This is a genomic window from Sorangium sp. So ce726 (genome assembly GCF_051521405.1).
GTDB lineage: Bacteria > Myxococcota_A > Polyangia > Polyangiales > Polyangiaceae > Sorangium.
The window spans coordinates 192,321-211,383 of record NZ_CP150349.1 but is presented as its reverse complement, the minus strand read 5'-3'; the positions used below and the strand labels follow the sequence as shown (position 1 = coordinate 211,383).

15 protein-coding genes are annotated in these 19,063 nt (G+C 70.5%); 6 read left to right on the top strand and 9 right to left on the bottom strand.

The genetic code is table 11. The annotated features are described in order from the left end of the window. Positions 1 to 40: 40 nt before the first annotated feature. The 6 genes from WME79_RS00805 to WME79_RS00780 form a co-directional block, all read right to left on the bottom strand. Positions 41 to 1,000 (bottom strand): protein phosphatase 2C domain-containing protein, encoded by a 960-nt coding sequence (locus tag WME79_RS00805; RefSeq protein WP_437530989.1) that lies wholly within the window; start codon positions 998 to 1,000, stop codon positions 41 to 43. Positions 1,001 to 1,022: 22 nt separating this feature from the next. Further along, positions 1,023 to 1,397 (bottom strand): hypothetical protein, encoded by a 375-nt coding sequence (locus WME79_RS00800; RefSeq protein WP_437530988.1) that lies wholly within the window; start codon positions 1,395 to 1,397, stop codon positions 1,023 to 1,025. A 73-nt stretch (positions 1,398 to 1,470) separates the two neighbouring features. Further along, the gene (locus tag WME79_RS00795) at positions 1,471 to 1,869 is read right to left on the bottom strand and encodes a ClpX C4-type zinc finger protein (protein ID WP_437530987.1); all 399 of its coding nucleotides are present in this window, start codon (positions 1,867 to 1,869) and stop codon (positions 1,471 to 1,473) included. 15 nt (positions 1,870 to 1,884) lie between these two features. Further along, positions 1,885 to 2,703 (bottom strand): hypothetical protein, encoded by an 819-nt coding sequence (locus WME79_RS00790; protein WP_437530985.1) that lies wholly within the window; start codon positions 2,701 to 2,703, stop codon positions 1,885 to 1,887. Between the two features lie 111 nt (positions 2,704 to 2,814). Further along, positions 2,815 to 3,549, bottom strand: a complete 735-nt coding sequence (locus tag WME79_RS00785; protein WP_437530984.1) for a hypothetical protein — start codon at positions 3,547 to 3,549, stop codon at positions 2,815 to 2,817. A gap of 183 nt (positions 3,550 to 3,732) precedes the next feature. Then, positions 3,733 to 4,197: a GNAT family N-acetyltransferase gene (locus WME79_RS00780; RefSeq protein ID WP_437530982.1), complete on the bottom strand. Its 465-nt coding sequence runs from the start codon at positions 4,195 to 4,197 to the stop codon at positions 3,733 to 3,735. 197 nt (positions 4,198 to 4,394) lie between these two features. On the opposite strand from WME79_RS00780, the gene WME79_RS00775 reads away from it, so the two are divergent. From WME79_RS00775 to WME79_RS00755, 5 genes are all read left to right on the top strand, one after another. Then, positions 4,395 to 5,657 carry an alpha/beta hydrolase family protein gene (locus WME79_RS00775; RefSeq protein ID WP_437530980.1) on the top strand — a complete coding sequence of 421 codons (1,263 nt, stop codon included), beginning with the start codon at positions 4,395 to 4,397 and terminating at the stop codon, positions 5,655 to 5,657. Between the two features lie 201 nt (positions 5,658 to 5,858). Continuing rightward, positions 5,859 to 7,283: a M20 family metallopeptidase gene (locus tag WME79_RS00770; RefSeq protein WP_437530978.1), complete on the top strand. Its 1,425-nt coding sequence runs from the start codon at positions 5,859 to 5,861 to the stop codon at positions 7,281 to 7,283. A gap of 143 nt (positions 7,284 to 7,426) precedes the next feature. Further along, positions 7,427 to 8,077, top strand: coding sequence for a lamin tail domain-containing protein (locus WME79_RS00765; protein ID WP_437530976.1), 651 nt, complete (start codon positions 7,427 to 7,429; stop codon positions 8,075 to 8,077). A gap of 247 nt (positions 8,078 to 8,324) precedes the next feature. Then, positions 8,325 to 9,230, top strand: coding sequence for a hypothetical protein (locus WME79_RS00760; protein ID WP_437530974.1), 906 nt, complete (start codon positions 8,325 to 8,327; stop codon positions 9,228 to 9,230). 119 nt (positions 9,231 to 9,349) lie between these two features. Continuing rightward, positions 9,350 to 10,117, top strand: a complete 768-nt coding sequence (locus WME79_RS00755; protein ID WP_437530972.1) for a thaumatin family protein — start codon at positions 9,350 to 9,352, stop codon at positions 10,115 to 10,117. 46 nt (positions 10,118 to 10,163) lie between these two features. On the opposite strand, the gene WME79_RS00750 is transcribed toward WME79_RS00755, so the two are convergent. Both WME79_RS00750 and WME79_RS00745 read right to left on the bottom strand, forming a co-directional pair. Beyond that, positions 10,164 to 12,017 (bottom strand): vanadium-dependent haloperoxidase, encoded by a 1,854-nt coding sequence (locus WME79_RS00750; RefSeq protein WP_437530970.1) that lies wholly within the window; start codon positions 12,015 to 12,017, stop codon positions 10,164 to 10,166. 483 nt (positions 12,018 to 12,500) lie between these two features. Further along, positions 12,501 to 14,468 (bottom strand): hypothetical protein, encoded by a 1,968-nt coding sequence (locus tag WME79_RS00745; protein WP_437530968.1) that lies wholly within the window; start codon positions 14,466 to 14,468, stop codon positions 12,501 to 12,503. Positions 14,469 to 15,037: 569 nt separating this feature from the next. On the opposite strand from WME79_RS00745, the gene WME79_RS00740 reads away from it, so the two are divergent. Beyond that, a complete protein-coding gene (locus WME79_RS00740; RefSeq protein WP_437530966.1) occupies positions 15,038 to 18,553 on the top strand; it encodes a hypothetical protein in 3,516 nt (1,171 codons plus the stop codon). Here WME79_RS00740 and WME79_RS00735 read toward each other — a convergent pair. After that, complete coding sequence (locus tag WME79_RS00735) at positions 18,543 to 18,905, bottom strand: hypothetical protein (protein ID WP_437530964.1); 363 nt, start codon at positions 18,903 to 18,905, stop codon at positions 18,543 to 18,545. The two genes, WME79_RS00740 and WME79_RS00735, sit on opposite strands and share 11 nt — an antisense overlap. Positions 18,906 to 19,063 lie beyond the last annotated feature (158 nt).

Sequence of the window (19,063 nt, the reverse complement as noted above, 5' to 3'; positions counted from 1 at the left end):
AACGAGCGGCCAATCTGCCGCGTAGCGAAGCGGCGCCACGTCAGCCGACGCGCTCGCCGAGCACCACCGCGACATCGTCCTGCAGGTTGCCGGAAGGAAGCGTCACCGCCTGGATCAACGCCTCGAGCGCCGATTTCACGTCGCCCGTGCGCGCAAGAGCGTTGATGGTCGCAAGCGACGTGTACTTCAGCAGGCCATCGGTGGCGACCAGGAGGCGCCCCGAGAGCGGCTGGCGGGGAATGATCGCGGGCCTGCACGCGCCGCTGCCGACCAGCGGCTTGCGGCGCTGCGCCGCCGTCAGTTCGATCGGTCCGTCGGGCGTGACGAGGAGCGCGCCGGAGTCCCCCACGCTGGCGCCCCAGAGCTCGCCTCGGCTCACCTGGACCACAACGAGGGTCGTCTCGCCACATCTGGGCTCCGCTTCCAGCTCACGGTCGAGCTGGCTGAGGCGCTCGCACCAGCCGCCCGCGTCGAGCTCCATCTCGGCGCCGAGCGCCACCATCACGCTCGTCGCCGAGCGGGCGGCGGCCGCACCGCCCGAGAGCCCACCCGCCCCGTCGGCGATGGCCACGGTCCACCGATCGCCACGGCAGCTCAGCTCGAGACGATCCTCGTTCGCGCTACCTGCCACGCGGCGTGACCAGAAGCGCATCCAGCCAGAGGGAGGTTCGAGCCGCTCCCACTCGCCGCCGCCCTCCGAGAGCGTGATCTCTATCGCGTGAACAACGTTGTCGCGGAACCAGAGGGCTGCGCCCTCGCCGAGGCCGCATTTCGAGCAGCCGCTTTCGACGAACCCAGGCACTGTGACGAGCCCGCCCACGTTCTCGCCATCATCGCTGAGCGGCGCCGGACGCCCAGGCGGATCGAACCAACAAATTCGGTCACCGAGCCTGTACTCGTGATGCCAGCAGGAGCCATACTTGTACTGGACGCGCCACTCCTGGAAATGTCCGCAGCTGGGGCAGTCCGCTCGGGCGATGACGACGTCGAATACTCCCATGACGCTTCGCTTGGCTAACCTATCACGGATGTCTCTGCACCAGCATCGCCGCGCGGGCGAAGGTCACCAGCACCAGCGCGAACAGGTGCACGACGCCAAAATGCTCCAGATTCCGCTCGAGCCCACCGAAGGCCCTCCGGACCACGAAGAAGGCCACCGCGACCACCACGTACACCCCTCCGAGGTGGCCGGCCGGGATTCGCAGCAGAGAGCCAACGCCGAAGACGGTGAGGGCGAGGCCGGACAGCAGGAGAACGCTGAGCCAGGGATCGCGCCCGCGGCTGAGTAGGATCGCGGGGACCGAGTAGACCCCGCCGAACAGGATCCCGAGGAAGGGCACGCCCAGGCACAGGAGGAGCGCTTCTCGTGCGCGGTCGCCAGGGGTCGGGGGAGTCATGGGCCAGGCAACGTCAACCATCCACGGCGACCAGCTCTTCCGAGTCCTCGGCGCACAATCCGGGCGGCTCGGTTCACCGAGATTCCTCGCGGAGGATCTCGATGCAGAGACGCACGCAGGGACTGCAGATAGTGCTCCGGCCGCCCCCTAACAGCGCGGGCACATCGACCAGCGAACGCTTGCAGAACGAGCACGCAAGATGCGGGTCCCGATAGCTGAGCCCGGTCCGCGTCTTGCTCGGCTCGCCGTCCTCCCAGAATCGCCACCAAGTGCGCCATCCGAGGACGTTACGGCGGCGAAGACGGCGGGCGCATTCCTGAACGCAGGCGCTGCAAATGCTGACATCAGCGGCAGCGATGAGGCGCTCGAGAACGGCCACCCCGCGTCGACAGAACGAACACTGAGAACGCGCATCAGCGACGCTGTCGCTGGCCACCACCCTGTCCGATAGTTCAATCCAGATGCCCGACATGCGAACAAGCTCTCATCACGCCTCGAGCTGTAGCCTGTCATCATAGGGCCACAGATCATCGTGCGGCTTCACCGTGAAGATGAAACAGCGGTTGGTGAGCAACTCGACGCGCTCCTCCCGCGTCAGGCCATCGTCACCTTCGGCCGTTGACTCCAGCGTGCCTGGATCGCGCTTGCCGTCGACGTTGTAGCACAATGTTTGGCCTACCCGATAGTCTCTGCGGAAGGCGGTACGCCACTGCGAGTTGCTGCCCCAGCCATAGGACAGGTCCTGCGCGGGGCGGTTCTTCCGCCGGTACGTCCAGTACATGGTAGATGATTCGGCGATGTCCTTGCGGATGATCTCGCTGCCGCCGCGCACGCGCACTCCGGCCCGAGAGAAGAGCAGGTCGCCGAGCATCAGGCACGGCCAGGCGTAACTGACGATCGACACCGGCTGACGGCGGTCATCGGCGTACTCGACCTCGACGATCTCATGATAGAACGGCGAGAACGAGGAAGTCTCGGCGATGGTGAGCCCTAGCGCCTCCGCGAACGCCAGGTACTCGGCCTGCGAGAGCAATGGCCCCGGCCAATCCGATCCGTCCGCCATCCCGCGCTGAAACCGCAACAGCAATGTATCATTGACGCGACTCAAGGCATACAGCCGCCACAGGTCCTCGACGTCTGCGGACGGAATGGGGCTTCCGCGCCGGGAAGCGAAGGAGCGGAGCCAGATCCGCTCGTCGGCATTCGCCTTGAGCCAGGGCGCGAGCACATCCGGATAGAGCGATCCCTCGTCGTACTCGAGGAGCGAGTCATAGAGCTCACGGTAGCTTGCTTGTGCGCTGTGCATTGCGTTCCCGGATGCCCCTGACGATACTGTCGTTCAGCTGCGGGTGCCAGGCCGAGCGTGGCGAGGGAGGGCGCCGTCATCCGCAACGGCTTGTTGGCGGCGTCGCCGGCCTCACCTAGGCTCCTGTTCTCGCGGGCCAAATACTTCGTCTATGCGGGCTTGGAGTAGCCTCTTGGCGTCGTCACGAAGCGGCTCACCATGAGCGCTGATAAGATGGCGAAACGGCAGGTCGGCGAGGCGGCGAAAATCGGAAATATCGGGGGTACACGCCTCTCGCCAGGTCGCGGGGATGTTCGCCGCACCGATCAACCCTTGAGCGAGGAACAGCGCGCCCGTTTCATCGGAAAAGAAGGGATCGACGTGTGACCAGTTCTGGACGGCGTCACAGGTAATGAGGACCCCGCCCTCCCTCGGAAGTAAAACGGCGGCTTCAGGGAACCGCGCGGTCGTGAACACGAATACGATGCCTCCGTGAGCCGGAAACGGGCCCCCTGCTGCGAGCGCTCGGTCGGCAGGTCGGCCGTCGGCCGCCGCTGCCTCGGGGAGCGCCCACAGGGTGGCGCCGTAACGGTCGCAATAGAAGGGATCATCTCGGCCATGGAATGCTCCGAGCCGCACGATGTGGCGGACCTGGCCGAGGGCGTCGAGCTGGCGCAACCCTTCCTCGGTCAGACGCACGGTGTTCACGAGCGTGAGCTCTCGCCCCTCTCGGAGCACGGTCATCGTGCGGCTCGTCTGGAGATCGATCCCAGCGTGGTGAGTCCTGTTCGTACCCACGACGTAAAAGACCTCTGGGAATGCGTCCTGAACCTCGCCATGCGGCCATGCGGCGCTGTATTCGAGCATCTGGGATGTCTCCACACGGTTGCGGTGCCGCGGCGTTGCGCCGCCGCCGCGAGCCTAACCTGGGCCGCCCCGCGATGGTATGGCATTCGTGTTTCCAGGACGCGGTTCTGAGGGTGGACTATCCGACGATCCGCTGGTCATGCTCGCCTGGAATGCGCTGAGAACCGGCGGCCGAACGCGCGCTCAGGGGGTCAGCTCCTTGGTCATCATGATCCGCGGCGAGACCTTGAACCCCTGCCCCTCGTACAGAGTGAGCGCTCGCTGATTGTCCGGTCGCACCATGAGATGGACGGCGTTCACGTTGCGCTCCCGCAGGTGTTGTATGGTCGATTCCAGCAGGGTCCGCCCGAGGCCCCGTCGTCGGGACCCAGGCTGCACGAAGATTTCTGTCACGAAAGCATCACGCCCCGCGAACTCAAGATCATACCCGAACGTCGCCAGGCTATAACCGACGAGGGTGTGACGCGCGCCGACACGCGCAACCAAGATCAGCCCGAGGTCCTTGTCGGTGAGCACACGGTGCAGAGCGGGAATCATGGCCTCGGGCCTCCATGGAATGCCCTCGGCCTCGTTGAAGGCGACCATCAACGGAAGGATGTCGTGCGCGTCTTCACTCCTGGCGAGCGCTATTTCTTCGGGCTCTTCCATGTTCGTTCACCCGCTCCGCTGTCTTGGTCCGCACGGCGCCGCGCCTCGGCCGCACGGGCTTCCCGCGTCGGCTGCGCACGCAGGTAACCGATACTACATGGGCCTGCGGCCGCTGTCAGGCGGCCCTTCGCGTCTGCTGAGCGCCACGATCGTGCTCGCCGCGCCGGTCTCGGCCAGGGCGTGAGAACGATGCGCGCATGTTCCACAGCGACGTCTCTCGACACGCCCTCTGCCTACTCGCAGCCTTCTCCGCCTCCGCGCTCCTCGCCGGCTGCGGCGCTCAGGACGCCGTGCCGCCGCACGAGGGCGATCCGGTCTGCACCGGTTGGGGCGACGAGGCGCCTGCCGACGGCGTCCTCGAGCTGCCCCGCCCGACCGGCCCACACCCGGTCGGCACGCAGATCCGCGCCCTGACGGACAGCGCGCGTGGAGAAGAGGCGACCGAGGATCCCGACGACCGCCGGGAGCTCGTTGTGCAGCTCTTCTACCCGGCCGATCCTTGCGGCACAGGGCAGCTCGCGCAGTACCTGTCGCCGGAGGAAGGCGACAGCCGCCGTACGACCGGCGGCCTCCCGATCGAGGACGGCTTCGAGGCGAGCATCCTCACGCACGCGCGCGTGGGCGTGCCGCTCGCTGAAGACGGCGCGCCCCACCCGGTGCTCCTCTTCTCGCACGGGTTCGGGATGCTCCGCGCCGACTACACGAGCCTCCTCGAGGACCTGGCGAGCCACGGCTTCGTGGTGGCCGCCATCAGCCACACCTACGACACCGAGCTCACGGTGTTCCCCGATGGCCGCGCCGTGCCCTTCGGCTCGGTCGTCCTGACGCCGGCGATGGACGCGTCGGAGGAGGAGATCGAGGCCTTTTCTCAGGCCATGAACGAGCACGTCGCGGTCTGGGTCGACGACGCGCGCTTCGTGCTCGACGAGCTCACGGCCGCCGCGCAGGACGACCCGGGCGGGCTGCTCACGGGCCGGCTCGACCTCGAGCGGGTCGGCGTGCTCGGCCACTCCTACGGCGGCGCGATGGCCGCCGAGGCGTGCGCCCGCGACGACCGCTTCGACGCCGGCCTCGACATCGACGGCAGCCTCTTCGGGCCGCAGAACGGCGCCGGCGGCAGGAGCCTCGCGCAGCCCTTCTTCATCATGCTCGCGACGGACCACCCCGACGATGCGAGCATCGACGAGACCTACGGCGCGCTGAACGGGCAAGGCTACCGGGCGCGGGTCGACGACACCGCCCACCTCACGTTCTCGGACCTGCCGCTCGTCGTCGAGCACTTCCTTGGCGAGGGCGTCGCCCCGGAGCTGCTCGGCACGCTCGATCCGGCCCGCGCGGTCGAGATCACGAAGGCGTACACGCGCGCCTTCGTCCAGGCGCACGTGCGCGGCGAAGCGGCGCCGCTGCTCGACGGTCCCTCGCCGGAGTACCCGGAAGTGGCCTTCGAGAAGCGGCCCTGACGCCGGGCAAGTTGTTGAGCCCGCTCGTCCACGCGCCGCGCCCGCCCGCCGGCTCCACGCCCGCCCACCCCGCGCTCCTCGCCCTGGCGCTCTGGAACGTTGAAGATGTCACCCCCCCATGTCCGCGGTACACCCACGTCGTGGGCGCTGTAGAGTCGGTCTGCGGAGATCGCCGCCGTCCTCAAGCCCCTGGAGAGGTTCATGCTGACGAAGCTCAACGAGCGTGAAGCCGTCGCGTCCTGCGAGCGCTGCTGGGAGCAGGAGATCGTCCCCGCGCTGCACGACTACATCCGCATCCCCAACAAGTCGCCCGCCTTCGACCCCGCCTGGCGCGAGAACGGCCACATGGACAGGGCGGCGTCGCTCATCGCGGCCTGGTGCGAGGCGCAGCCGATCCCCGGGCTCACGGTGGAGGTGGTGCGCATCGGGAGCCGCACGCCGGTGATCCTGATGGAGGTGCCGGGCACGCGCGACGACACGGTGCTCCTCTACGGGCACCTCGACAAACAGCCCGAGATGACGGGGTGGCGCGAGGGGCTCGGCCCCTGGGAGCCGGTGCGGGAGGGCGACAAGCTCTATGGCCGCGGCGGCGCCGACGACGGCTACTCGGCCTTCGCATCGCTCGCGGCGCTGCGCCTCCTGCACGAGCAGGGGATCCCGCACGCGCGCTGCGTGGTGCTCATCGAGGGCTGCGAGGAGAGCGGCAGCCCGGACCTGCCGGCCTACATCGACGCGCTCGCGGGGCGCATCGGCAAGCCGAGCCTCGTCGTGTGCCTCGACTCCGGCTGCGGCAACTACGACCAGCTCTGGACCACGACGTCGCTCCGCGGGCTGCTCCAGGGCACGCTCGACGTGAACATCCTGCGAGAGGGCGTCCACTCGGGCGTGGGCAGCGGCGTCGTGCCCTCGAGCTTCCGCATCCTGCGGCAGCTCCTGTCGCGCATCGAGGACGAGCGGACCGGGCGCATCCTCGTGGACGCGCTGCACGTGCAGATCCCGGACGAGCGAGCGGCGCAGGCGCGGGCCGCGGCCGACGTGCTGGGCGCGTCGGTCGTGTGCGAGCTGCCGTGGGTGAAGGGCGCGTGCCCGGTGACCGGCGACACGGCGGAGCTCCTCCTGAACCGCACCTGGCGCCCCGCGCTCTCCGTGACGGGCGCCGACGGCCTGCCCCCCATCGCCAGCGCGGGCAACGTGCTGCGCCCGTTCACGAGGGCGAAGCTCTCGATGCGCCTCCCGCCGCGCCTCGACCCGAAGAAGGCGGCGACGGCCCTGAAGGAGGCCCTGGAGAAGGACCCGCCGTACGGCGCGGAGGTCCGGTTCCACGTGAGCGAGCCGTCGTCCGGATGGGACGCGCCGGCGACGGCGCCCTGGCTCGACGCGGCGGTGCGCAAGGCGTCGAAGACGTTCTTCGACCGGCCGGCGATGGGGATCGGCGAGGGCGGGACGATCCCGTTCATGGCGATGCTGGGAGAGAAGTTCCCGGAGGCGCAGTTCCTGATCACCGGCGTGCTCGGGCCGCAATCGAACGCGCACGGTCCGAACGAGTTCCTGCACCTCGGCATGGGGAAGAAGCTGACCTGCTGCGTCGCGAGCGTGATCGCGGACCACGGGGCGCGGCCGCGCTGAGGGGCGCGGCCGGCGCGCTTTGCAGACGCGCGCGCGTCCACGGCGGGGGTGGGCGCGAACGGGAGCCCGCGCGCGCCGCCCGTTGACGCACGGTTGACACACCGCCGAGATCGCCGTGTGCTGGGGCCGAGGAGAACATCGTGATGGCACAATTTCGATACGCCGCGCTCTGCCTCGCTGCGCTCTGCGCGGGAGGCTGCGGTTCGAGCGACGAGCCCGGGGACACGGGCACGCCGGGCACGGGCGGCACGGGCGCGACCACCACGTCCCAGAGCTCGAGCGGCACAGGCGGCGGCGACCAAGGGGGGACGGGCGGCGGGACCACGACGACGACCGTCGTGGTGAACGAGATCTCGGCCAAGGGCGGCGACTGGATCGAGCTCGGCAACCCGGGCCCGGGCTCGGCCGACCTCGGCGGGCTCGGCCTGTGCGACTCCGACGACAGCGGGCAGTGCAACACGGTCGACGCGCTCAGGTTCCCCGAAGGCACGCAGCTCGCCCCGGGCGCGTACCTGCTCATCCTCGGCGACCAGCTGCCCGAGGACGGCCCTGGGCCCCACACCGCGTGCTTGCCGGACGGCGGCCCGAGCAGCTGTTTCTATGCGACCTGGAAGGTGAGCGCCTCCAGGGGCGAGACCGTCTACCTCATCTCCGAGAGCGACCACGTGCTCGCCCAGTTCGAGTACCCGATCGAGGCGGCAGCCGATGGGCAGACGTGGGGCAGGCTGCCCGACCTGACCGGAGAGGGCGCCGCCACGGCGCCGACCCCCGGGGCGGAGAACGCGGCGCCCTGACGCCCAGCGGAGCCGTGGCTCTCTGACGCTCCGGCTGAGCCGCGGCTCCTCCCAGGCGCCCGTCGGCCATCGACGCCTATCCCGCCATGCCGAGCGGCCGTGCCGAGCAGAGCGAAGCGTGCGAAAACGTCACCGAACCGCAATGCTCATGTCACCGACGTCTGCGCTCGAGATCCTTCGCGCTCCGCAGCTGCCACCGCGCCGCCTCCAGGCGCCCCATCCGGAGGGAGGGCCTGCACCAGGCGCCTTGGCACGGCGCTCTGCGGCGCCGGCGCTCGCGCTCTCGCTGCTCCTGGCGGCTTGCGGGGCCTCGGATCCGCCGGAGGTGCGGGAGTCGGGCTGCCCTCGTTGCACGGGGGCCGCGCGAATCGGCGCGCTCCCGCCGGGCGACATCGACGAGTGCTCCGGTGTCGTCGCCAGCGGGCTGCACCCGGACACGCTCTATGTTCACAACGACCACGGCGATGACCCCCGGTTCTTCGCCATCGGGTTCAACGGCGCGCTGCGGGCCGAGGTGACCGTGGCCGGCGCGGCAGCGATCGACTGGGAGGACATCGCGCGCGGGCCCTGTCGTTCGGGCGGGGGCAGCTGCCTCTTCCTCGCGGACATCGGCGACAACGACGGCGAGCGCGACAGCTACACGATCTACGGCGTGCCGGAGCCGGACACGCTCGGAGGAGCGCCGCTCGCCTCGACCGCCGAGGTGTTCGTGCTCTCGTACCCCGACGGAGGCCACGACGCGGAGACGCTGCTCATTCACCCCACCACCGGAGCGATCACCCTCGTGACGAAGGTCAATGACGGCAGCTCGGGCGTCTACGAGCTGCCCGCGCTGCCCGCCGCCGGCGCGCCAGCAACGCTCGTCCGGACGGGCTCCATCGAACCGCCCGCCGGGAGCGCGCGCTTCACCAGCGGCGACGTCCACCCGGACGGCACAGGCGTGCTGCTGCGCACTTCCTCGCACGTGCTCTACTACCCGATCCCACCGGCTCAGACCGTGGCGCAGGCGCTGGCTGGCCCGCCCTGCGTGCTGCCGTCGCCCGACGAGGAGCAGGCCGAGGCGATCGCGTGGGTGCCCGGCGGATGGGACTACGTGACGGTCGGTGAAGGGAAAGAGGAGCCGATCCACCGCGTGTCCTGCCAGGCGCCCTGAAGGACGCGCGAGGTCCCGAGTCCGCGCTGGTCATTGCTCGCGGGACACGGCTTCTCGGTGGACAAGGCTTTCGGTATCCTCATCCTCCTCCGACCACCGAGTCCGCAAGGAGGACCATCATGTCGCCACATGGGAAGACCGCGGCCGCACTGCTCGCCATTGCGCTGCTCGATGCCGGCTGCGCGTCCCCCGAGCAGGACACATCCTCCGGCGCGACGGGCGGCGGATCCACCTCGGTCAGCTCCGCGTCCAGCGCGACCGGCGGAGCCTCGTCGAGCGAAGCCAGCAGCGCGTCGACAGGCCAGCCGCCCGTCAATCCGGGCGAGGTCGACTGCCGCACCTCCGGGGATGGGAAGACCACCCTGGCCTTCGTCAACAAGTGCGACCAGCCGCTCCAGTTCCTCGGGAGCCTCATCGAGGGCGGGGAGCTCGGCCCGGGGCAGTTCGCGTGCCGCGACGTGGGCACCAGCGAGGAGCCGCTGTCGTCCCTGCGTTACTGGGCGTATGCCGGGTCGGACCCCGGCGGCGGCCGACACACGCTGGCCGAGATGACCCTCAACACCGATTTCAACGACTTCGATTGGTACAACATCAGCCACGTGGACGCGCACAACCTCCCCCTGGCGATCGTGCCCGTCGGCCTGCCGGACTGCCGGACGCTGTCGTGCCCGACGAGCCTCCTCGCGGGGTGCCCGGAGGTGGGTCGCTACAAGGACGCAAGCGGCGCGACGATCTCCTGCGTGAGCCCTGATCGGGACGATCCCGCGAGCCCCGTGGCCATGTACTTCGAAGAGGCATGCAAGGACGCGTATTCGTGGTCCGGGGATGATCAGGAGTCGATGGCCGCCTGCGCCGGGGAAGACTACGACATCGTGTTTTGCCCCTGAGCTGCCGCTGGGCCTCCGCTGGCTCAAACGCCAGCGAGGGGCCGATTCACACCGTGATCCGCGTGCCGTCGAACCTGGTGAACGTGAAGCCCTCGAACGGCTCGCGGAAGGTCCGGCGCTCGTCCCGGAGCAGGCTGATCGCCACCTCCTCACCGAGCGCCAGCGACGCCGCGGCGTCCGTGCGCCAGTGGATGCCCGCCCAGTTGCGCCCGAAGGCGGCGTTGGTCGCCAGCTTGTTCAGCTCACCGCCCACGGTCAGGGGCGGCCCGCTGTACGGAACGAGCCGGGTCGGATCGGCCGGATCGGGGACGAACGGATCCTCGATGACATGGTCCTCGTCGAAGAAGGCCTTCAGGAGCGTCACATTGACGCCCGCGATGGCGGCGGCGCCGCCCGGATAGGACCCATGGATCGGGGCGCCCTCCGGGAAGGCCTGCGGAAGCAGGTAGCTCCCGAACGTGTCGAACGTCAGCTCGACCGCCAGCGAGCTCAGGATGTCGTCGTGCAGCGGGTACTCTCGCGCGTCGTCCGCGAGCCGGCGGTGGACCAGCCCGCCGTACGCCTCGGGCCGGATGCTGCGGTGCACGAACCACTTCTGCCAGTAGGCGGCGCGGATCACGCGCGACGTGCCGAAGGGGAGCAGGCCCTGCAGGTAGGCGAGCGCGAAGGTCGCGGCCGCGGAGGCCTGCGTCTCCGACGTGAGGTAGGGGTTCGTGGGGCTCAGGGGGGCCGCGATGCCCCCCGGGGCGTTCGGGTTCGCGCTGCGGGCCGCGCCGAGGAGCAGCGCTGCGCCCCAGAAGCTGGACGCGCCGCCATGCACGTACTCCGCCAGATCGCGCCCAGTCGAGATGTAGCGGCGCACCGGGTCAAATGCGATCGATCGGGTGGGAGCGCGCCCATTCTGCACCGCGAGCCACTCGGCGTAATCGGTCTGGAAGTCGTTGCCCGGCAGCGCCGTGCGGATCGCGCCCCCGATCACCTGCGGGCCATAGGGGATGTCTCGCAGGAGGAACTGCGAGATGTAAGGGCCGTCGAGCACGCCGGGAGGAACCACGTGCCTGGCCGTCCTGCCCGAGCGATCCCGGGGATCGACGTAGGTGACGCTGCCTCGGAACAGCGTGTCCAGCGTGACGCGGCCGCCGACCCGGGGGCCGGTGTAGCCCGACAGGCGATCGATCTCGTCGAGCGCGTCCTCCACGTCGCTGCTGCTGGCATAGCTCTCGAACGGCACGTCCCGCAGGAGCGCCTTCCAGTAGACCTCGACCGCCTCGGAGGCCTTCTGGGCGCTCGCCAGCGCGGGGGCCGGGGGCACACCGAACTGGGCCGGGGTCTTTCCGATCAGGCTGGCGGCGAGCGTGCCGATCGGATTGACCAGCTTGCGCGTGCCGCCGAGCGGGATCGCCTCGAAATCGTCCCATTCGCGCGACGCGTGGGCCTTCGCCGCCACGCGGTACGCTGCCAGGTCCACCTCGCCTCGCTCGTCGTGCGGCAGGCCGCGCGTGTCCGTCCCGATCTTGTTCCGATAGCGCGCCTCGTCGCCGTTGTCCGGGTGCGGCGCGATCGGCTCCTCGAAATCGTCGACCGCGGCCTCCACGCGCACGCGCAGCGCGCGCAGGCGGAGCTCGTGGTCGAGCGGTGAGACGCGCGGATCGCGGCGCGACAGATCGATACCGTCGAGCAGATCGTCGACGCCCCTGCCCCGCGCTGCATTGGCGACACCGGGGCTCGCGGCGAGGACGCCTCCCACGGCGAGCGAGCCGGCAACACTCATGAAGGCGCGCCGGCCTGCGACCTTCTCGGCCCCCGGTCGCCTCGCGGCGCCCTCGGAGCTCACGGGCTTCGGGGCGTCGGGAGTCGAAGCATCGCTCCTGTGATCGCTGTCATGAGAATCGATGGTCATGGCGTTCAGCTCCGTTCGTTGGATAGACCTTCGCGTCCGCCCGCCGCGGCGTTCGCGGCCAGGCACCTTTGAGAATCGGCCTGTGAGCTCAGATCGCAGCGCGTCGTCCCGGAAGCGGAGACGGTGAGGTCGAGCTTCCGACAACGCGCGCGCCTCGAGCGCCGACGAGGCCAGGAAAGGAGCGGACAGCGGCTTCAATCCGCTTCGTCCGTTTTATAGGACAAATATCTACTATAACGGACAGGCTCGAGCAAGGACTTTGTTTCGCAGCGCACCGGCATGACTTCTGTCGTCCGGGGCGCGGTGATATCGAATGGAGATGCGACAGGGCGGCGATGAGCGGGCGGGCTCTGCAATACTCGACGGCATTGTCCGTGGGGCGCAGGCGGGGGATCTTCCGGGGGTCCTGGGGCTCTATCGAGATCTCCACCCCGAAGGCGCGCTGTTCCCTTCCGCCGGCGACGCCGCGGGGCGCCGGGCGGGTCACGGCACCGCGTGGCCGTCGACCCGGAGCTGGAACAGGAAGTACGGCGGGATGCAGGCGCCCTCGCCCGAGCTCGTCCTGGCGCACACGTAGTCCTCGCGGCAGGGCGCCTCGCTCGAGCAGCGGCGCAGGCCCGCGGGCGTGACGTGGCGGCTCAGGCACTCGGTGAACACCGTCCCGCGGGCGAGGCAGCGGTTGAACGGGTCGAGCACGGCGATGGCGCCGCAGACGCCCTCCTCCGGGAGCGCGACGCAGCTGCTTGTGCACATGCCGCCGGGGAACCCGACGGGGCTCGTGTTGCACACCGCCGCGAGCGGGCACGCCCCGGGCTGCGCCGCCGCGGCGCGATCGCGGTGCGGGTCGGCGTGGGGGACGACGGCGCCGACCTGGCACGGGTCGCCGACCTCCGGCGCCGCCGGCAGGCAGACACCGACGGTCGCGCGGTCCTCCTGAGGCGCGTCGTACGCGGAGCACACGAGCCCTTCCGCGCAGGCCCAGCCCGCGAAGCTCGGGTCGCCCAGCCCGCAACGCGCGCCGTACCCGCCGCGCGCGCCGTCGCCTCGCTCGGGATACGGCACCTCGTAGTCCGGGGCGGCGCCCCGAGCGATGGCCTCGACCACCGCCCGCCGGCGCGGGAGATCGCCCGCGAGGTGCGCGGACTCGACGGTGAACAGCGCATCTTGGACGCGGCCAGGGGGCTCCTGCCCGAGCAGGTGGAAGCCGGCGACGGACCCGCTCTGGTGGCACCCGGGACAGGTCATCTGGTCGAGCCGCCGGAGCAGCCCCTCGGGCGAGCGGACGCGCGAGAGGCCGCCGAAATCGACGCCTGCGAAGTCGCGGGGCTCGAACAGCACGCGGAAGGGCCGGTTGGCGCGGCGCGCGAGCCCGTGGGGCGTCGCCGACAGCGCCTTCGTGGCGAGGAACTCCTCGGGCAGGAGCGCGGTCCCCTCGTCGAGGCGCGCGAGGTTCTCGGGGGCCGACAGCCAGGCGCGCAGCCGCTCGCGCCGCGCCGGGTCGCGCGAGAGCCGGGCGACGTCGGGGGTGTTCTCGAGGGCGAGCGGCGCGTAGCGCCCGGCGCGGGCGTCCCAGCGGAAGGCGCGGAGCACGTACTCCGCGTGCCCGCCGAGGTCCGGGCGCACGGTGGAGGGCCACCGGACGCTCTGCAGGTTCACCACGAGCTGCGCGAGGTTCGCGCGATCGGCGGCGCCCGGGGCGAGCGGGCCCTCGGGCGAGGTGAGAAAGCGGACGAGGTCCGGCCCCGAGAGCGCGCCGGCACGCGACCAGGCCTGCGCGAGGCGGCGGCACGAGAGGGGGTCGCCGGCGGGCGCGAGGAGCTCGAACGACGCGGTCATCGGGAGGCGCGAGCGAGCTCCGGCCGGGGCCTCCGCGGCGTAGGCGAGCCGGTACACGAGGCGGGTCTCGCCGCAGCCGGAGGCGTGGAACGGACGGCGGTCCATCCGGTTCACCACGCCGACGAGCTCGAAGCGCGCGCTCTCCGCGGAGAGCCACCGCTCGTCGAAGAGGCGGTGGGCGTGACGGGCGACGCTGGTCCCGCTCCTCGGATCGGCGCGCTGGACCTGCCGCAGGTCGTCGGCGAGCACGCGCGCGATCGAGGCGAGCTCGGCGGTGCGGGACAGCGCGGCGAGGGAGGCGGGCGCGCGCGGCGCCCCCGTGAGAACCGAGCCGAAGTCGAGGCCCGCGGCCTCGAGCTCGGCGAGCGCCGCGTGGTCCGTGATCGACAGGAGAGGCCGCCCCGGCGGCGCGGGCTCCTGCGGGGCCGCGCCGGGCGCGGGTGCGCTGGGGGCGGGAGACGGGCCGGAGGGCCGCTGCAGCGCGGCGTCCCCTGCCCCCGCGACGTCCTGTCCCGGCGCGGCGGGGCGCTCGGAGGGCCACCGCGAGCACCCGGCGAAGCTGGCGCCGGCGAGCGCGACGAAGGCGAGGGCGAGGCGCAGCCGGCGCGGAGGCATGATGCCGAGGCTACACCCGCCCTGGCTGCGCTGCGCAGGGTGCTCTCGGTCCGCCGTCGTGAATGTGCTGCCCGGGGGTCGCATCAGAGGCGGTGACATGCGCGGCGGGCGCCGCGGGAAGGCCGGGTGGCGCGGGCTGCCCGGCGGACGCACGGGTCTATCCGAGAGTCGGGGGCTGAACATGAACTGACATTCAAAGCAGGCTCTGCCACCGGAGCGCTGCGGGCGTGCTCTCGTTTTCCGTGGAGCCCGCCGCGCTGCTGAGTTTCCTCTCGAGGAGTCTTGCGCTCGTCGCCGGCTGCACAGGCGCAGATCCGGCAACGACGATCACGCGGAGACGCAGGAGGCGCAGCGTCGTTCCAGCGCGTGCACCCCAGGTCCGGCGATCGCTCCTGATTCGAGGTCTTCCACTTCGCACCTTGACGCCGCCTCGCGTGCGACAAGCGTGCTGTGCCGCGCCCAGAGCCAGCGTTCCTCGATGGTCCTCACCGCAACCACCATGACGTGCTGATGCGTTTCACGCTCATCGTACGCTGAATGCCGCACCCGTCCCGAGCATCGGAAGCGGCATGGCCAGAACCCCCGAAGCAATCGATTCAACATCCAGGCTTCCCCTCCACGGCCCAGCCTGGGTATGTCTCGCGGCGCTCGTCACGATGGCCGCGTGCAAGCCGCCCATCCGAGGCGGCGATGGTGGCGGCGGCTCCGCGGCCGATGGCGGCGGCGGCTCCGCGGCCGATGGCGGCGGCGGCTCCGCGGCCGATGGCGGCGGCGGTTCCGCGGCCGATGGTGGCGGTGGTTCCGCGGCCGATGGTAGCGGTGGTTCCGCGGCCGATGGCGGCGGTGGTTCCGCGGCCGATGGCGGCGGCGGTTCCGCGGGCACGGGTGGCTCCTCGGGCGAGGGCGGCAATGGCGACTCCGCAGGCAGCGGCGGCTCTACAGGCAGCGGCGGCTCCGCAGGCAGCGGCGGTTCCGCAGGCGGCGGTAGCGGCGGGGAGAGCAGCTCTACCGGCGGCGGCGGTAGCGGCGGGGAGAGCAGCTCTACCGGCAGCGGCGGTTCCGCAGGCGACGGCGGTAGCGGCGGTTCCGCAGGCAGCGGCGGCTCCGCAAGCAGCGGCGGCTCCGCCGGCAGCGGCGGCAACGGCGGCTCCGCAGGCAACGGCGGCTCCGCAGGCAGCGGCGGCTCCGCCGGCAGCGGCGGCAACGGCGGAGCCGCAGGCAGCGGCGGCTCCGCAGGCGACGGCGGTAGCGGCGGGGAGAGCAGCTCGACCGGCGGCGGCGGCTCGCCAGCGACATGCGTGCCGGGTGCCATCGTGGCGTGCTACTCCGGGCCTGACGGGACCAGGAACGTCGGACGCTGCACTGCCGGGACGCAAACCTGTCGGTCCGACGGATTTGGCTACGGCCCCTGCACGGGTGAGGTGCTCCCTGCGGAGGAAGCTTGCGCCACACCGGAAGACGAGAGCTGCGACGGCGTCCCTCATTGCCCTCAGCCGGCGGCGTGGGCGCGCGGCTTTGGCGGTCTCGGCGCCGATAGCGGATTGTCCATCGCCAGCGACACCGCGGGCAACTACTATGTCACGGGCTCTTTCGAACGGACGGTCGACTTCGGCGCCGGCCCTCTGACCAGCGCAGGTAAAGAGGACGTCTTTCTGCTCAAGCTCGATCCCTCGGGCGCGCTGATGTGGAGCAAGCGCTTCGGCACAATCCACACAGAGATCGGCGGTGCCGTGACCGTCGACGGGAACGGTGACGTCTTGCTCTCCGGCCGCTACGACGACGGCTATACGGGCTGGCCGACAGGCCTCGACTTCGGCGGATGCGCCCTGCCGGGACCTCTCAATTTCTACGGGTTGTTCGTGGCCAAGCTCGACCAAGACGGCAACCACATCTGGAGCACGGGCCTCGAGAACGAATCCGGCGTACCAACTCACTTCACCGTTCAAGAGATGGTCGCCGATGCCCTGGGGAATGTGTACGTAGCCTACGACGTGAATGAGGTCACGCGAGTGACGAAGCTGGACACCGCGGGCAACACCCTCTGGACGCGTTCCATGATAGGGTTCATCAGCAGAGAGATAAGCCTCACGGTCGACAGCGCAGGCAATGCGATAGTGGCACACTCAGCCCTTTACCCCGACGAATTCCACAACGGCCTGTTCATATCCAAGCTCTCTCCGTCGGGAGATTTGCTATGGCAATACCAGAGCCCCGAAGACACATGGAACTGGTTTGCCGTATCGGTGGCGGTCACCTCGACAAACGATATATTCGCGGGGATCGTGAACTACGACACGTTCTCCTACATTCTCATCAAGCTCGAGCCGGACGGCGATCATGTCTTCGACCGCCCGATACCAGGCGCGAGGATCACCGTCGATCCCGCCGACAACCTCCTCGTGGCCGGGCCGGGGCTCACCCTGCTCGACGCCGAGGGCACCGAGCTCTGGTCGGTCGACTTCGCCGCCGGCCCGTCGGATATCACTATCGCTCCGAGCGGCACGGTCGCTGTCACCGGCAGCGCGCGGAGCGCGGTGGACTTCGGGACTGGCCCGATCGCGTACGCTGGAGGCTCGGATATCTATGTAGCCACATTCAATCCCCCGGCGATCAGCGGCGGCACGGGGAGCGGCAGCGGCGCGGGCGCCAGCGGCGCGGGCGGCAGCGGCGGCGCGGGCGGCAGCGGCGGCGCGGGCGGCAGCGGCGGCGACCCGGCAGAGCCTTGCGTGCCGGGCTCGGTCGTCGTGTGTTACTCCGGCCCTACCGGGACGAGGGGCGTCGGGGCCTGCGCTGCCGGGACGCAGACCTGCAGGCCCGACGGCTTCGGCTACGGCCCCTGCACGGGCGAGGTGACCCCGACACAGGAGATCTGCGCCACTCCGGCGGACGAGAGCTGCGACGGCGAGCCCTCGTGCCCCGTGCTGCCGCCGTGGGCGCGCGGATACGGCGGCACCGGCGCCGACGAGGGCCTGCTCATCGAGAACGACGCCGCAGGCAACACCTACGTCGCGGGCACCTTCACGGGGACCGTCGACTTCGGCGCAGGCCCGATCACCAGCACCCCGTTGTGGAGGGACGGCTTCCTGCTCAAGCTCGATCCCTCGGGCACGCTGCTCTGGAGCAAGCGCTTCGAGGACCGTCCGTATGCCATGACCGTCGATGAGAGCGGCGATGTCTGGCTCGCCGGCGCCTACGGGTCGGGGCTCCCCGCCATGGGGTTCGGCCAGTGCCTACCCATCTTCGACCACGGCATACCCTCAGATGCAGCCTTCGTGGTCAAGTTCGACCGCGATGGCAATCCGATCTGGAGGCAGGGACCTATCGAGGGGACGATAGGCGTCGACTACAGCCTCGACTTCACCCCAGAGCAGATCGCGATCGACGCCCTCGGCAACGCATATCTCGTCTACGTCAACCACGAGGACCTGCCGAACGCCTTCCTGGCGAAGCTGAGCCCCGCGGGCGACGTCCTCTGGAAGCAGCGGATCGCAGAATGGGCCGACTCGATATACAACGCAGATCTCGCGATCGACGGCGCCGGCAACGTGCTGACGGTGACCTCGCCGGAGTCCGCCGTCGGGCAGCTCACCGTCACCAAGCGCGCCCCGACGGGCACCGTGCTCTGGAACCGGCCGTTCACGCCGGATCCGTCGATCCCGCCCGGCAGCACCGCCGCGGATGCGAGCTGGTCAGTCGCCGTCAACGCGGCCGGCGAGGTGCTCGTGGCCGGCACCACGGACGGCACCGTCGACTTCGGCGGCGGCGTGCTGCCTACCGGCCCCGTGCTCCTCAAGCTGGACGCCGCCGGCGCGTACGTCTTCAGCGACTCGGTCCCCTTCGGCAACGCCGTCGCGGTGGCTCCCACGGGCGACATCGTCGTCGCCGGGCACGGGCTCGCCACGCTCGACGCGAGCGGCGCGGAGGTCTGGACCCTCAGCTTCGGGGCCGACACGAACGACATGACCATCACTCCGAACGGCACGATTGCGCTCACCGGCGCCGCGAGCTCGGCGGTGGACTTCGGGACGGGCCCGATCCCCTACGCCGCGGGCTCCGACGTCTTCGTCGCCACGTTCAACCCCTGAGCGCGTCTCCTGCAGAGGGCGCGGGCGAGCCGCTCCCGGCGCCGTCCGCCGCCCCTCCGCTCGAACCCGCGTTCGCCTCGATCCAGCAGCGGAAGAGGCGGGCCTCGCCCGGCGGGAAGAAGGCGGTGGGCGGCACCTCGGCGTGGTAGCGCCGGAACGCGGCGCTGAACTCCGCAGGATCGCGGTCGAACCACGCCTCGGCCTCGGGCGAGCCGCGCAGGAGCCGCTCGAAGCGCAGCCGCGCCACGAGCAGCGCCGACATCTTCACGCCGTCCTCGTCCGCGCCGAGCAGCGCCCGCCGGAGCACGGGTGGCAGCGCCGGATCCTCGGCCGCGGCGCGCAGCGCGGCCACAAAGTCATCTCGAACGGGCGTATCCTCGCGGCAGCGCGGCCCGGTCCGGAGCTTGCCGGCGCCGCTGTGGGAGGCTTGAAATGCGGAATCGTTGGGGATTGCTTGTTTTGACAGGCGGGCTTCTGGGGGGATTGACCGCGGCGTGCTCGCCAGGGGAC

Bases quoted from the DNA above. Each gene is read 5' to 3' on its own strand.
- WME79_RS00805 (WP_437530989.1), bottom strand. From the start codon at position 1,000: ATGGGAGTATTCGACGTCGTCATCGCCCGAGCGGACTGCCCCAGCTGC.
- WME79_RS00800 (WP_437530988.1), bottom strand. From the start codon at position 1,397: ATGACTCCCCCGACCCCTGGCGACCGCGCACGAGAAGCGCTCCTCCTG.
- WME79_RS00795 (WP_437530987.1), bottom strand. From the start codon at position 1,869: ATGTCGGGCATCTGGATTGAACTATCGGACAGGGTGGTGGCCAGCGAC.
- WME79_RS00790 (WP_437530985.1), bottom strand. From the start codon at position 2,703: ATGCACAGCGCACAAGCAAGCTACCGTGAGCTCTATGACTCGCTCCTC.
- WME79_RS00785 (WP_437530984.1), bottom strand. From the start codon at position 3,549: ATGCTCGAATACAGCGCCGCATGGCCGCATGGCGAGGTTCAGGACGCA.
- WME79_RS00780 (WP_437530982.1), bottom strand. From the start codon at position 4,197: ATGGAAGAGCCCGAAGAAATAGCGCTCGCCAGGAGTGAAGACGCGCAC.
- WME79_RS00775 (WP_437530980.1), top strand. From the start codon at position 4,395: ATGTTCCACAGCGACGTCTCTCGACACGCCCTCTGCCTACTCGCAGCC.
- WME79_RS00770 (WP_437530978.1), top strand. From the start codon at position 5,859: ATGCTGACGAAGCTCAACGAGCGTGAAGCCGTCGCGTCCTGCGAGCGC.
- WME79_RS00765 (WP_437530976.1), top strand. From the start codon at position 7,427: ATGGCACAATTTCGATACGCCGCGCTCTGCCTCGCTGCGCTCTGCGCG.
- WME79_RS00755 (WP_437530972.1), top strand. From the start codon at position 9,350: ATGTCGCCACATGGGAAGACCGCGGCCGCACTGCTCGCCATTGCGCTG.
- WME79_RS00750 (WP_437530970.1), bottom strand. From the start codon at position 12,017: ATGACCATCGATTCTCATGACAGCGATCACAGGAGCGATGCTTCGACT.
- WME79_RS00745 (WP_437530968.1), bottom strand. From the start codon at position 14,468: ATGCCTCCGCGCCGGCTGCGCCTCGCCCTCGCCTTCGTCGCGCTCGCC.
- WME79_RS00740 (WP_437530966.1), top strand. From the start codon at position 15,038: ATGGCCAGAACCCCCGAAGCAATCGATTCAACATCCAGGCTTCCCCTC.